Annotated in this window: 16 protein-coding genes; all 16 read right to left on the bottom strand. The window is 46.6% G+C overall.

All coding sequences use genetic code 11. The annotated features are described in order from the left end of the window. Positions 1-3: 3 nt before the first annotated feature. Positions 4-336, bottom strand: a complete 333-nt coding sequence (gene rplV, locus ViNHUV68_RS01200; protein ID WP_038175171.1) for a 50S ribosomal protein L22 — start codon at positions 334-336, stop codon at positions 4-6. A gap of 10 nt (positions 337-346) precedes the next feature. After that, positions 347-625 (bottom strand): 30S ribosomal protein S19, encoded by a 279-nt coding sequence (rpsS, locus tag ViNHUV68_RS01195; protein WP_004745876.1) that lies wholly within the window; start codon positions 623-625, stop codon positions 347-349. A 21-nt stretch (positions 626-646) separates the two neighbouring features. Further along, positions 647-1,471 (bottom strand): 50S ribosomal protein L2, encoded by an 825-nt coding sequence (gene rplB / locus ViNHUV68_RS01190; RefSeq protein ID WP_038175170.1) that lies wholly within the window; start codon positions 1,469-1,471, stop codon positions 647-649. Between the two features lie 16 nt (positions 1,472-1,487). After that, the gene (gene rplW / locus ViNHUV68_RS01185) at positions 1,488-1,790 is read right to left on the bottom strand and encodes a 50S ribosomal protein L23 (protein WP_038175168.1); all 303 of its coding nucleotides are present in this window, start codon (positions 1,788-1,790) and stop codon (positions 1,488-1,490) included. Continuing rightward, the gene (gene rplD / locus ViNHUV68_RS01180) at positions 1,787-2,389 is read right to left on the bottom strand and encodes a 50S ribosomal protein L4 (RefSeq protein ID WP_038175167.1); all 603 of its coding nucleotides are present in this window, start codon (positions 2,387-2,389) and stop codon (positions 1,787-1,789) included. The genes rplW and rplD overlap by 4 nt, the downstream gene beginning before the upstream one ends. Positions 2,390-2,406: 17 nt before the next feature. After that, positions 2,407-3,036 (bottom strand): 50S ribosomal protein L3, encoded by a 630-nt coding sequence (gene rplC, locus ViNHUV68_RS01175; RefSeq protein WP_038175166.1) that lies wholly within the window; start codon positions 3,034-3,036, stop codon positions 2,407-2,409. Positions 3,037-3,050: 14 nt separating this feature from the next. After that, positions 3,051-3,362 (bottom strand): 30S ribosomal protein S10, encoded by a 312-nt coding sequence (rpsJ, locus tag ViNHUV68_RS01170; RefSeq protein ID WP_004410492.1) that lies wholly within the window; start codon positions 3,360-3,362, stop codon positions 3,051-3,053. A gap of 542 nt (positions 3,363-3,904) precedes the next feature. Further along, positions 3,905-4,642, bottom strand: coding sequence for a 23S rRNA (guanosine(2251)-2'-O)-methyltransferase RlmB (rlmB, locus tag ViNHUV68_RS01165; protein ID WP_038175165.1), 738 nt, complete (start codon positions 4,640-4,642; stop codon positions 3,905-3,907). 34 nt (positions 4,643-4,676) lie between these two features. Further along, positions 4,677-7,139, bottom strand: a complete 2,463-nt coding sequence (rnr, locus tag ViNHUV68_RS01160) for a ribonuclease R (RefSeq protein ID WP_391088962.1) — start codon at positions 7,137-7,139, stop codon at positions 4,677-4,679. 225 nt (positions 7,140-7,364) lie between these two features. Then, on the bottom strand, positions 7,365-8,003 hold the full coding sequence (gene motX, locus ViNHUV68_RS01155) for a flagellar protein MotX (RefSeq protein ID WP_038175162.1): 639 nt from the start codon (positions 8,001-8,003) through the stop codon (positions 7,365-7,367). 279 nt (positions 8,004-8,282) lie between these two features. Further along, on the bottom strand, positions 8,283-9,599 hold the full coding sequence (locus ViNHUV68_RS01150; protein WP_038175160.1) for an adenylosuccinate synthase: 1,317 nt from the start codon (positions 9,597-9,599) through the stop codon (positions 8,283-8,285). Between the two features lie 141 nt (positions 9,600-9,740). Further along, positions 9,741-10,682, bottom strand: coding sequence for an isoaspartyl peptidase/L-asparaginase family protein (locus tag ViNHUV68_RS01145; protein ID WP_038175159.1), 942 nt, complete (start codon positions 10,680-10,682; stop codon positions 9,741-9,743). Positions 10,683-10,777: 95 nt separating this feature from the next. After that, the gene (slyD, locus tag ViNHUV68_RS01140) at positions 10,778-11,365 is read right to left on the bottom strand and encodes a peptidylprolyl isomerase (protein WP_038175157.1); all 588 of its coding nucleotides are present in this window, start codon (positions 11,363-11,365) and stop codon (positions 10,778-10,780) included. A gap of 89 nt (positions 11,366-11,454) precedes the next feature. Continuing rightward, a complete protein-coding gene (locus ViNHUV68_RS01135; protein ID WP_038175155.1) occupies positions 11,455-11,649 on the bottom strand; it encodes a YheV family putative zinc ribbon protein in 195 nt (64 codons plus the stop codon). 20 nt (positions 11,650-11,669) lie between these two features. Further along, the gene (gene kefB, locus ViNHUV68_RS01130; protein ID WP_038175154.1) at positions 11,670-13,466 is read right to left on the bottom strand and encodes a glutathione-regulated potassium-efflux system protein KefB; all 1,797 of its coding nucleotides are present in this window, start codon (positions 13,464-13,466) and stop codon (positions 11,670-11,672) included. After that, positions 13,450-14,040, bottom strand: a complete 591-nt coding sequence (gene kefG / locus ViNHUV68_RS01125) for a glutathione-regulated potassium-efflux system ancillary protein KefG (protein ID WP_038175153.1) — start codon at positions 14,038-14,040, stop codon at positions 13,450-13,452. Before kefG ends, kefB begins: the two co-directional genes overlap by 17 nt. Positions 14,041-14,118: the final 78 nt, after the last annotated feature.

Genomic DNA, 14,118 nt, shown 5'->3' with positions numbered 1-14,118 from the left:
GTCTCAAGCGTCTGCTACAACAACAGTGATGTGGCTTGAACGCTTCAAGATACGATCCGCACGACCTTTAGCACGAGGCATAATACGCTTCATGATAGGGCCTTCATCTACGAAGATTTTTGCGACATTTAGATCGTCAATATCTGCACCTTCATTGTGCTCCGCGTTAGCGATAGCAGACTCTAGAACTTTCTTGATCAGGTCAGCAGCTTTTTTGTTGCTGAATGTCAGGATTTCTAGAGCTTGGTCTACAGATTTTCCACGAATTTGGTCCGCAACTAAGCGAGCTTTCTGAGGCGAAATGCGAGCAAAGTTATGTTTAGCTAGTGCTTCCATCATCTACTCCCTAACGCTTCTTAGCTTTCTTATCCACGACATGGCCGCGGTAAGTACGTGTTGGTGCGAATTCGCCCAGTTTGTGGCCGATCATTTCTTCGGTTACAAAAACTGGTACGTGCTGACGACCATTATGGACAGCGATGGTCAAACCGATCATCGTAGGGATGATCATTGAACGACGGGACCAAGTCTTAATAGGCTTTTTGTCTCCGCTTTCCACCGCTTTCTCTACCTTCTTCAGCAAGTGTAGGTCAATAAATGGACCTTTCTTGAGAGAACGTGGCATGGCGATTCCTCTTTATATAGATTACTTATTACGACGACGTACGATGTACTTGTCGGTGCGTTTGTTCTTACGAGTCTTGAAGCCTTTAGTAGGCTGACCCCAAGGTGATACTGGGTGACGACCACCAGAAGTGCGGCCTTCACCACCACCGTGTGGGTGATCTACTGGGTTCATTACCACACCGCGAACGGTAGGACGAACACCACGCCAGCGGTTTGCGCCAGCTTTACCAAGTTCACGTAGCATGTGCTCAGAGTTACCAACTTCGCCGATTGTTGCACGACCTTCAGATAGAACTTTGCGCATTTCACCAGAACGTAGACGGATAGTTACGTATGAACCGTCGCGAGCAACGATTTGAGCATACGCACCAGCCGAACGAGCTAGCTGACCACCTTTACCAGGCTTAAGTTCAACGTTATGTACAGTTGAACCTACTGGGATGTTACGCATTGGAAGTGCGTTACCAGCTTTAATCGGTGCATCAGCACCTGACTGGATAGCATCACCCGCGTTAACACCTTTAGGTGCTAGGATGTAACGACGCTCACCGTCTGCGTACAGAACTAGAGCGATGTTAGCACTACGGTTTGGATCGTATTCTAGACGCTCAACTTTCGCTGGAACACCGTCTTTAGTACGTTTGAAGTCAATGACACGGTAGTGGTGCTTATGACCACCGCCGATGTGACGTACTGTAATACGACCGTTGTTGTTACGACCACCATTCTTAGAGTTTTTCTCTAGAAGAGGTGCGTATGGCTTACCCTTGTGTAGGTCAGCGTTAACAACTTTAACAACGTGACGACGACCAGGGGAAGTCGGCTTACATTTAACAATAGCCATTTCTCAACTACTCCTGTTATTCCGCGCCGCCAACGAAGTCAAGATCTTGACCTTCTTTCAAAGTAACGTACGCTTTCTTAACGTCGCTGCGGCGACCTTGGCGTAGACCTTGACGTTTGGTCTTACCCTTAGTGATAAGGGTATTTACTGACTTAACTTCAACTTCAAATAGCTTTTCTACAGCTGCTTTGATCTCTTTTTTAGTAGCATCTTGAGCTACTTTGAAAACGATAGTGTTCGCTTTCTCAGCGGCCATAGTCGCTTTTTCAGAGATGTGCGGTGCACGTAGAACTTTTAGGATACGCTCTTCAGTGATCATGCTAGCATCTCCTCAACTTGTTTAACTGCATCAGCAGTCATTACAATTTTGTCGAACGCGATTAGTGAAACTGGATCAATACCAGCTACGTCACGAGCGTCAACTTTGTATAGGTTACGAGCTGCTAGGAATAGATTTTCATCTACTTCACTAGTCACGATAAGCGCATCAGTTAGCTCAAGCTCTTTCAGCTTAGCTACAAGCTCTTTCGTTTTTGGTCCTTCTACTGAGAAGTTATCAACAACGATTAAACGCTCTTGACGAACTAGCTCAGACAGAATGCTCTTCATAGCACCACGGTACATTTTTTTGTTTACTTTTTGGCTGTGATCTTGTGGTTTCGCAGCAAAAGTAACACCACCTGTACGCCAGATTGGGCTACGGATTGTACCAGCGCGCGCACGGCCAGTACCTTTTTGACGCCATGGCTTAGCGCCACCGCCAGAAACTTCTGAACGTGTTTTCTGAGCACGAGTACCTTGACGAGCACCTGCAGCAAACGCTACAACTACTTGGTGTACAAGAGCTTCGTTAAACTCACGTCCGAAAGTAGTTTCGGAAACAGTTAGTGCATCAGCACCTTTAACCATTAGTTCCATTACTTACTCCTGAGACGTTATGCTTTAACAGCTGGTTTAACGATCACGTTGCCACCTGTTGAGCCTGGTACTGCACCTTTAATAAGAAGCAGATTGCGCTCAGCGTCAACACGTACGATCTCTAGGTTTTGAGTCGTTACACGCTCAGCACCCATGTGACCTGCCATTTTCTTGCCTTTAAATACGCGACCTGGAGTTTGACATTGGCCAATTGAACCCGGAGCACGGTGAGACAATGAGTTACCGTGAGTCATATCTTGAGTACTGAAGTTCCAACGCTTGATAGCGCCTTGGAAACCCTTACCTTTAGATGTACCAGTAACGTCTACTTTCTTAGTTTCGTTGAATAGTTCTACTGTTAGTTCAGCACCAACTTCGAACTCTTCGCCGTTTTCCAAACGGAATTCCCAAAGACCGCGACCAGCTTCAACACCTGCTTTAGCAAAGTGACCTGCTTCTGGCTTAGTTACGCGGTTAGCTTTCTTAGCACCAGTAGTTACCTGGATTGCTGCGTAGCCGTCTGTATCAAGTGTTTTAACTTGAGAAACACGGTTAGCTTCAACCTCAACAACAGTTACTGGGATAGAAACGCCTTCTTCAGTAAATACGCGGGTCATGCCCACTTTACGACCGATTAGACCAATCATTCTTCTAATCTCCCTTAACCTAGGCTAATTTGAACGTCAACGCCCGCAGCAAGGTCTAGACGCATTAGAGCATCAACAGTTTTGTCTGTTGGCTCAACGATGTCGATTAGACGCTTGTGAGTACGAATTTCGTACTGGTCACGTGCTTTCTTGTTAACGTGCGGAGAGATAAGAACTGTGAAACGCTCTTTACGAGTAGGTAGTGGGATTGGACCACGAACCTGTGCGCCAGTGCGCTTAGCTGTTTCAACGATTTCCGCGGTAGAAGCATCGATTAGTTTGTAATCGAAAGCTTTTAGGCGGATACGGATACGTTGGTTCTGCATGAGACAGAGCTCCAAAATTAAATATTACACAAACAATATCGCCACTCAAACTCGTCAAGACGAGAGAATGCCGATTGATTTATGTGAAACCGTAGCATCCAAGATTAGGACGCATTGTCAGTTAATTTTCGATCAACTACCCCTATGTGGCAGAGTCACCTCTGGGAATAGTTATTCCGAAGAATAAGTAGCTAATTGTATTAACCGCGAACATAAGCTGAGTTTACATTACCTGAAAAATCAAAAAGATAATTCAGCTCCTCGTTACTCATTGGTTCACAACTGGCTTAACCAGTGCGCTGCATTATACAGATCACAGTTTTACTTGCAAGGGGCGGATGAAAAATAAACGGCGCGACTTTTAACGATAAACGCCAAAAAGCGGTAAGAAGTTGGCAACTTGAACTCGATATACTTTAAGTTGTCAGTTGCGATTGATTAAATTGATACTTGAAATTGTGCTGCTATTACAAAAAATAAAACGCAGATTGAGTCAGCAACCTGCGTTTTATTTTACGTTATCAAAGTGCAGTCGCGTTCGATTACGCCATGCGCTGACGTACCGCTTCGAACAAACACACGCCCGATGCCACAGAAACATTCAAACTTGAAACTGAACCTGACATCGGGATCTTAATCAAATCATCACAGGTTTCGCGAGTAAGACGGCGCATACCATCGCCTTCTGCACCCATGACAATCGCCAGCGGTCCTGTCAGCTTAGCTTGATAGATATCGTGCGTTGCTTCGCCAGCCGTTCCGACAAACCAAATCCCCTGCTCTTGCAATGCGCGCATAGTACGAGCCAGATTAGTCACACGCACCAATGGAACGGTTTCCGCCGCGCCACAAGCCACTTTACTCACTGTGGCAGTAATATTGGCTGACTTATCTTTGGGTACGATTACCGCCGCGACTCCCGCCGCATCAGCATTTCGTAAACACGCACCGAGATTGTGTGGGTCTGTCACCCCGTCTAACACCAACAAAAGTGGTGATTCTTGTTGGGCAATGATGTCGTCTAGATCGTTTTCGTTAAGCTGCTTGGCCGGTTTAACTCGCGCCATGATCCCCTGATGATTAGCACCACGTGCTTTGTCGTCGAGAGTTTTGCGCGTCATCTGTTGAATCGACACACCACACGTTTGCAGATCATTTAAAATCGGCATTAAGCGGTCATCTTGACGACCTTTAAGTACGAACGCTTCAATAAAGCGTTCAGGTTCGCGTTCTAATACCGCTTTCACAGCGTGAATGCCGTAGATAAATTCGTTACTCATTAATCAAAACCTATTGGTTGTTCGCTACCGCTAATTACGCGTCGTCCGGACTGCGTTTGCTTGTTTTTGGCTTACTGTGCGGTTTCTTCTTGCGCGCTTTTTTGACCTTGGGCTTTTTCGCTTCACCTTGACCTGCGACTTTATCCGATCGTTTAGTCGGTTCCACTTCCGGCGTAGCTCTTAAGGCCGCTTTGCCTCCTTTGCTCGCCGTACGCTTTTTTTCCTTGGCTTTGAGTTGCGCTTCTACCGCTCGTTTTTTGGCTGTTTTGCCTTTGCCGCGTAGCTTACGGCTTGTTCCAACTAATTCAAAGTCAATTTGACGATCATCTAAGTTGACGGACAGCACTTTAACTTTGACCGCATCGCCAAGACGATAGATAGCACCAAAGCTTTCGCCAATCAGTCTTTGTCCAATCGGATCAAACTGGTAGTAATCATTGTCTAACGCAGAGATATGCACTAAGCCATCAATGTGCAGTTCACTTAGACGAACAAAGAAACCAAAACCGGTGACATTGGCAATCACACCATCAAGCTCTTCACCGACATGATCTTGCATGTATTCACATTTAAGCCAATCCGACACTTCACGTGTTGCATCATCAGCACGGCGCTCAGTCATCGAACATTGCTCGCCGTAGAAGTCCATATCATCAAATGAGTAGTGGTAACCTCCGGTTGGCGTCCAACGATCTTGGTTACGCCCCTGCTCTTTTGCAATCAAATATTTAATTGCACGGTGAAGCAACAAGTCTGGATAACGACGAATCGGTGAAGTGAAGTGGGCGTAGCGTTTCAGTGCCAAACCAAAGTGACCACAGTTATCTGCATTATACACCGCTTGTTTCATCGAACGCAGTAGCATGGTTTGGATCAGCTCTTTGTCTGCACGCTCACCAATCTGTTTAATGAGGTCGGCATAGTCAGTTGGTGAAGGCTCTAAACCACCATTGAGGTGCAGACCCAGCTCGCCTAAGAAATCGCGGAAACCTTGTAAACGCAGTTCACCGGGTGATTCATGAATACGGAACAGTGCTGGCTCTTTGGCTTTCTCGACCAAAGATGCCGACGCAATATTGGCTAAGATCATGCATTCTTCAATCAGCTTATGCGCATCGTTACGAATCACAGGTTCAATACTGTCGATTTTACGCTCAGCATTAAAGATAAACTTAGTTTCGATGGTTTCAAACTCAATTGCACCACGATGTGCACGTGCTTTTTTCAGCACCTTGTACATATTGTGCAACTCTTCTAGGTGCGGTACCACAGGTTCATAACGGCTACGCAGTTCTTCATCCCCTTCAAGGATGTCATGCACCTTGTTATAAGTGAGTCGAGCATGCGAATTCATTACCGCTTCATAGTGCTTATAACCCGAGAGCTTGCCGCTGTCTGAGATGGTCATTTCACATACCATACACAGACGATCAACTTGTGGGTTTAACGAACACAGGCCATTCGACAATACTTCTGGCAGCATTGGTACAACCTGTGATGGGAAGTAAACCGAGTTACCACGGTTGATGGCTTCTTTATCGAGCGCTGTACCTGGGCGGACATAGTAGCTCACATCAGCAATCGCGACCCAAAGGCGCCAGCCGCCGCCTTTTTTCGCTTCACAGTAGACCGCATCATCAAAGTCGCGCGCATCTTCGCCATCAATAGTCACCAACGGCAATTGGCGCAAATCAACGCGATCCACTTTAGCTTCTTCAGGAACTTCCTCGCCCAAATCGGCAATCTGCTTAGTCACTTCTTCCGGCCAATGATGCGGAATTTGGTGAGTACGGATCGCAATCTGCGTCTCCATACCAGGGGCCATGTTTTCCCCTAACACCTCGATAACCTTACCCATCATGCCACGTGAGCGTGAACCACGGTCGGTAATTTCAATCACCACCACATTGCCCATACGCGCACCGGCGCGGAGATCGTTCGGGATCAAAATATCTTGGTGAATACGCGAGTCATCTGGCACAACATACGAGTAGCCGTATTCCATAAAGAAGCGGCCAACGATTTGTGTTTGACGCTCTTCTAAAACGCGCACCAGTCGACCTTCCTTACGGCCGCGCTTAGAATTATCAGTCGGTTGTACTAAAACAAAATCACCGTGGATGATGTTTTTCATCTGGTGGTGTGGCAAAACAATATCGTTATCTTTGCCGACACTTCCTTCTGGACGAACCCAGCCATGACCATCTTTATGACCAATCACGTAGCCTTTAACCATCTCTAGTTTTTCTGGCAAGGCGTAACACTGACGACGAGTAAAGACTAATTGACCATCGCGCTCCATGGCGCGTAGACGACGGCGCAGACCTTCGTAGTGTTCCTCTCCTTCAAGCTTTAATGCTTCGAAGATATCGTTACGATTCATCGGTACGCCAGCTTGGTTTAGAAATTCTAAGATAAATTCTCGGCTCGGGATCGGATTTTCATAATTTTCCGATTCACGAGCGGCAAATGGGTCATTATGGGTGTTGTCTGACATAGGCACGCCTATTAGTAGAAGGAAGGTAGTTAAAACTAGTATATCTGACTCATAGAGTAAGCTACAGGTAAGTCGAGTTAAAAACGAAATTTTTAATCGTTTTCATCACTTAGCATAATTCTATTGGTAGAAAAGTGTGTTAATAGAAAAGCAAAAATGCCCAGCATTCGCGTTGGGCATTAAGTCGAGTCGCTAACCAGAGTGCAGTATGGTTAGCGAAAGGTGTTACCAGAAAGTGTCGCGTTTTTTAGCGCGCGCAATGATGTTTTGCGGCATTCGGCGCTCTAAACCTTGGCGTAATACATTGATTCGTTTGTGCGTGCGTTGATCAGCCGTCACCGAATTATAAAGCCAACGATAGGCGTCTTCGTAATCAAGTGGACTACCATAGTCACGCAACAAAAGTTCGGCAAGATGAATGCGAGCATTGAGGTTACCCATTGCGGCGGCTTCGCGCAGATAAGGAATCGCGCGTTCTTTGTCTTGTTGGACTAACGTTCCGCGTGAATAATAACGACCAATTTGCTCAAGCGCTGCTGGCAAACCTTGGTGCGCAGCATTCTCCATATAATAGAGCCCGAGTTCGACATCTTGATCGACACACACGCCCCAAGCAAGCATATCACCGTAAAGAAACTCATACGCTGGCAAGCTGATGCGTGTCGCACGGGCAACAATGTCTTCGATCAACTGGCAATTGTCCGCTTTTACGCGTTCAAGATGTTGATTGTCATTAATCAGTTTAATTAGTTCGGCTTCGGTATAGATAGGTACAGGCTCACCGATTTCAGGCAAGGTATTCGCCTGTACCACTGAGGCACTCAACGCCAGTACCATCGAAGCTGCTAACTGTCTTAGCTTCATGTTCTGCACTCTTAACTTCGACTAAAGATACCTCGATACCACTCTCAATAAACGCTTAAACGTCTCAGCCCTTATTGAGAGTAATATTGAGCAGCATCCTGATTTGCCACTAAAGCGGCAAGCTTGATACTAGTATCGGCAACGGCTGCTAACTCTTTAATCAAAATTGCCGTCACATGGCAAATTGTTGCCGTAACCGCATGAGATTTCAAGAAAAATGGTCATAAAAAAACCAGCGACTTAGCGCTGGCTTTATAACTATTTGAAATCAATCAGAGATTAAGATTCGAATGGATGAACCTTGATGATTGTTTCATTACGATCTGGGCCCGTTGAGATGATATCAACAGGTACACCCGTCAGATCTTCTATACGCTTGATGTAGTCAAGTGCCGCTTTTGGTAGCGCATCAATTGACGTCGCACCGAAGGTGTTTTCAGACCAACCAGGCATGGTTTCGTAAATTGGCGTCGCTTCTTCAAAGGCTTCAGCAGCCATTGGTGACACTTCTAGAATTGAGCCATCTTTCATCTTGTAACCAGTACAGATTTTTAGCTCTTCTAGACCGTCGAGAACGTCAAGTTTGGTCAGACAGAAACCAGAAAGCGAGTTGATTTGAATTGCACGACGCATCGCTACGGCATCAAACCAACCAGTACGGCGTAGACGACCTGTTGTCGCACCAAACTCATGACCAACAGTACCTAAGTGCTTACCTACTGGGTCTTGCTTGTCTAGACCATCGTAGAGTTCTGTCGGGAATGGACCTGAACCAACACGAGTACAGTAAGCTTTGGCAATGCCAAGGATGTAACCGATATGACGAGGACCAAAACCAGAACCTGCTGCAACACCACCTGCGGTAGTGTTAGAAGAAGTTACATACGGGTAAGTACCGTGGTCAATGTCAAGAAGCGTACCTTGTGCGCCTTCAAACATGATTTTGTCGCCACGCTTACGTGCTGAATCTAGCTCGTCGGTCACGTCAATAACCATTGAAGTCAACAGTTCAGCATAACCTTTGGCTTGCTCTAGAACGTCATCGTAACTTACTGGCTCAGTTTTGTAGAAGTGCACTAGTTGGAAGTTATGGTATTCCATCACTTCTTTAAGTTTCTCAGCGAACGCTTCCATATCGAATAAGTCACCAACGCGTAGACCGCGACGAGCAACTTTATCTTCATAAGCAGGACCGATGCCGCGACCAGTCGTACCAATTGCTTTGCTACCACGAGCAAGTTCGCGCGCTTGGTCCATCGCAATGTGGTATGGAAGAATCAGTGGACATGCTTCAGAAATGAAAAGACGCTCACGTACTGGAATGCCGCGCTCTTCAAGAGGCTTCATTTCTTTCATTAACGCTTCAGGTGAAAGTACAACACCGTTACCGATAATACATTTGATATTATCGCGCAGGATACCTGATGGAATTAAATGAAGAACGGTTTTTTCACCGTCAATGACTAGAGTGTGACCTGCGTTGTGACCGCCTTGGTAGCGAACCACATACTTTGCATCTTCAGTTAAAAGGTCAACAATTTTACCTTTACCTTCGTCACCCCATTGGGTGCCTAGAACGACTACGTTATTTCCCATCTTTCCAGTTCTGATTGCTAATTAAAAATGGATTCTAGCACTGAATCACACTTCTTGCAGTCATTTTTTAAACACACCAACCCCAGTCAAGACTAAATTATTGACCTAGCATAATTTAAGCGCAATTTTTCTACGATTATTCTATTCGTCGGCGTAAATTTTAATGCTTAGCTTGCCAGCAATATCGATACAAGCGCGATACATTCCAGAACTGTTCATCGCAAAGTGAACCTCACCTTGGCTATCAATCGCGATTAAACCGCCTTCGCCACCCATTGCTTTAAGCTCACCCTGGATAACACTTTCACTTGCTACATGAACATCTTGCTGTAAATAGCGCATCCGCGCAGCCACATCGCTCGCCACCGTTTTTCGAATAAAGAATTCGCCCATGCCTGTGGTCGACACCGCCACATTGCCATTTTCGGCATAAGTGCCAGCACCGATAATGGCTGAGTCACCGACACGGCCATATTGCTTATTGGTAATGCCACCAGTACTGGTCGCCGCAGCAAGGTTACCATCTTGGTCAAGAGCTACCGCACCGACAGTACCAAACTTTTTGTCGTCGGGGTATTTCGATTCAGAGAGCGCAAACAACCCCTTTTGTTTCATCGATTGCAGTTGCTCATAACGTCGGTCAGTAAAGAAATAGTCTTGCTCTGTAAATGCATGACCGTGCTCGAAAGCAAACGCCTCGGCACCTTCGCCAATCAGTAGCACATGATGACTTTGGTTCATCACATCACGGGCCAGTTCAATCGGGTTCTTAATATGGCGTACGCCAGCAACCGCACCGGCATCAAGCACTTTGCCATGCATCACAGAGGCATCCATCTCAACCATCTCTTTGTTGGTCAAAACGGAACCTTTACCGGCATTAAAATTGGGCGAGTCTTCTAGCACTTTTACTGCGGCAACCACCGCATCTAACGCATCACCGCCCTGCTCTAACACCTGATGACCACGACGAACCGACTGCTCTAAGTCATCTAAAATAGCGGCTTTCAGCTCGTCGCTCATCTGCTCACGTAAAATTGTCCCTGCGCCGCCATGAATTGCGATGGCAAAAGGTTGCGTCATAGTGTCTATCTCGATAGGAAAACGTCACCCATAAATAACAAAAAAGGCGCCCCTCGCATAGCAGGAAGCGCCTTTTTCAGTCACTCACTAAGCGATTAGTGAGAGCCGCAGCTACCGCCACCGCAGCAGCCTTCTTTTTTCTCTTCACCATGGTCGTGGCCTTCGCCACCACAACAGCCACCTTCGTGGTCATGGTCATGATCGTGACCACAGCCGCCTGCTTGATGCACATGGCCGTGTTCGATCTCTTCTGCTGTTGCTTCACGAAGCGCAATCACTTCAACATCAAACGTCAACGTTTGGCCTGCTAGCATGTGGTTACCATCGACAACCACTTCATCGCCGTCTACTTCTGTTACTTCAACAGGGATCGGACCTTGGTCAGTATCCGCAAGGAAACGCATGCCAACTTCGATTTCTTCAACGCCTTGGAATACTTCAGCAGGAACGCGCTGTACTAGAGCATCGTTGTGCTCACCGTACGCTTCTTCAGGAGAAACAGTCACAGAGAACTTCTCGCCCGCCTCTTTGCCTTCAAGTGCGGTTTCAAGACCTGTGATTAGGTTGTCGTTGCCGTGCAAGTAATCAAGTGGCGCGTCCACTGTCGATTGATCAACAACCGCACCGTCTTCAAGTTTTACTTGGTAAGCAAGACTTACAACTACGTTCTTTTCAATTTTCATATTAACTCCAAGGAGAATTAGGACCCTACTTGATTAAGGTCTGCAAACTTTCTATCGGGGTATTATGGGGATGATTTATAGAAACACAATCAATCTGGTTTAAAAATCCCGATCATTGTTTGTCCGCTGTGTTCGGTTTTATCGACAGTTTGCGGTGTGCGTTGGTCTTGGTGATGACACTCAACACACTCAACTAATTCAATATTATTCTCTATCCACCAACGTAAGGTGTCTTGTGCTGCACATTTAGGGCAACGTGCTCCGGCAATAAATCTTTTTTTCATGTTACAACTCTATTATTGGACTAATCCCAGAAGTTTTTAGCTTGTCGATCGCTTTCTAATTCACGACCGAAAATCTCTTCTAGTTCTTTACGGGCTTCTTTGGCTCTTGAGGCCAATTGTTTATCATCATTATGCTGAGGAAGTAACTCTTTAAGCATCGCATTATCTAATTTTCTGAAGTGCGCTTCTGCACGCTTAGCTTGATAAGGGTGCATGCCCATACTGACTAATGCCTGACGACCTAAGTCGAGCGCGCCTAAGAAGGTTTCTCTTGAGTAATTATCTACCCCATGACTTAACAGCTGATACGCTTCTACGCGACTGCGTGCACGAGCGAGCAATTTAAGTTGCGGAAAGTGGGTTTGACACAGTTCGATGATTTTCATGATTTCATCTGGTGAGTCGGTACAAATCACCATGGCTTCGGCTTTATCAGCACCCGCCGCACGCAGCAAGTCTAATTGAGTCGCATCACCATAAAAAACCTTGTAGCCGTATTTACGTAACAGCTTAATCTGGCTGGCATCACTCTCTAATACTGTGACCTTGATTTTGTTGGCGTACATTAAACGGCCAATGATCTGACCGAAGCGACCGAAACCGGCAATAATCACGCGTGGCTGCTTGTTGATAACATCACTTTTCAGTTGTGTTTCTGTCTCAATGTTCAGCCGTCTTGCATACCATTTACTTTGCGCCATTAACAGCAGTGGCGTCGTCACCATCGACAAGCTGACCACAACCAATAAAAATGCCGTTTGTTGCTCATCAAGCAGACCTTCGCTGCTTGCGGCGGTAAAGATCACAAAGGCAAATTCCCCGCCTTGACTCAAAATCGCCGCCATTTTGCTACGAGCTTTGTCTCGACTACCGGCGAGCCTTGCCAACACATAAAGAATAAAGCCTTTCACTGCAACCAAAGCAAAGACCGCTGACAGTACCGCGACTGGCTGCAACGCCAGCAACCCTAAGTTGACCGCCATACCAACAGCAATAAAAAACAGCCCAAGCAATAACCCTTTGAACGGTTCAATCGCAATTTCAAGCTCGTGTCGATATTCACTTTCCGCCAGCAGCACACCCGCTAGGAAGGTCCCTAAAGCCATTGATAAACCGATGCGCTCCATCACCAGAGCAATACCAATCACCAATAACAGCGCCGCCACGGTAAACAACTCACGTACACCGCTCAGCACCACATAGCGAAACAGCGGGCGCAGTAAAAAGTGACCACCGAACAGTAAACCGACAACCCCAGCTAGCATCCACAATGCATCTAACCAATCGCCCGCGGTATTCCCCGCCAGTACGGGCAATACCGCCAACATTGGGATCACCGCGATGTCTTGGAACAGCAACACCGCAAAGCCTGACTGACCCGTTTCACTGCCGGCCAAACCTTGTTCATCAATCACACGTAAAGCAATCGCCGTTGACGAGAGCGCCAACCCCATACCAATCACTAAGCTGGTTTGCCACGATGTCCCGACGGCATAAGCAATGCTCGCGAGGACTAACGTGGTGATCACCACTTGGGCGCCACCTAAACCTAAAATAGGCCCCTTCATTTGCAGCAGTTTTTTCGGGTTAAGCTCCAAACCAATCAAGAACAGCAGCAGCACCACGCCAAACTCAGCAAAATGGAGAATCGCCTCCACATCGCGAATTAAACCCAGCCCCCACGGGCCAATTGCGATGCCAGCTAATAAATAACCGAGCACCGAGCCCAAACCGAGACGCTGAGCTATCGGTACAGCAACGACTGCTGCAGTAAGAAAAATAACACTACTTTGGAGAAAATTACTTTCCACTACCATGAGCTTCTCCTTGTGCCGATTCAAATACCGCCAATGGGTCAAGCAACCAGTGCCGATAAGCCTCCGCGTGTTGATAACGTTCCACTTCATCAACATTGCGCGCCCAATAGAGCACCAGAGGTTCAATCCAATGCATCTGACATAGCGCTGCAGTCAATTCGAAAGGTTGCAGAATTTCGGCCAAGGGATAGCGGTTATAACCACTGCGGCCAAACGCCTCTTGTTTGCCACCGGTAGTAATGACACTACGCCAATATTTGCCTTTTAGTGCTTCCCCTTTACCAAAGGCGAACCCTTTGCCAAGCACTCTGTCGAGCCACTCTTTCAACAGCGCGGGGCAGGAATACATATAGAGAGGGTGATGAAAAACTATCACGTCATGGCCATCAAGCAACTTTTGCTCAGCGACAACATCGATAAAAAAATCGGGGTAATGCGCATAGAGGTCATGCACAGTAACATGCTCAAGAGACTCTATTTTCTTGATCATCATCTGGTTAGCAACCGACGCCTGTGGCTCAGGGTGAGCGTAAAGCACTAGCACTTTCGGTTTATTTGCGGCTGTCGTCTCCATTCCTTCGACTGCAATCCTTATCTTACTTATATGACTAAGATGATTTTCATCGTTATCAGATTGTTATACGTGGTTCAC

The organism is Vibrio sp. NH-UV-68 (assembly GCF_042940635.1).
GTDB lineage: Bacteria > Pseudomonadota > Gammaproteobacteria > Enterobacterales > Vibrionaceae > Vibrio > Vibrio pacinii.
Note: the sequence above shows the minus strand (reverse complement) of the source record. Positions and strands in the feature narration are given on the sequence as shown.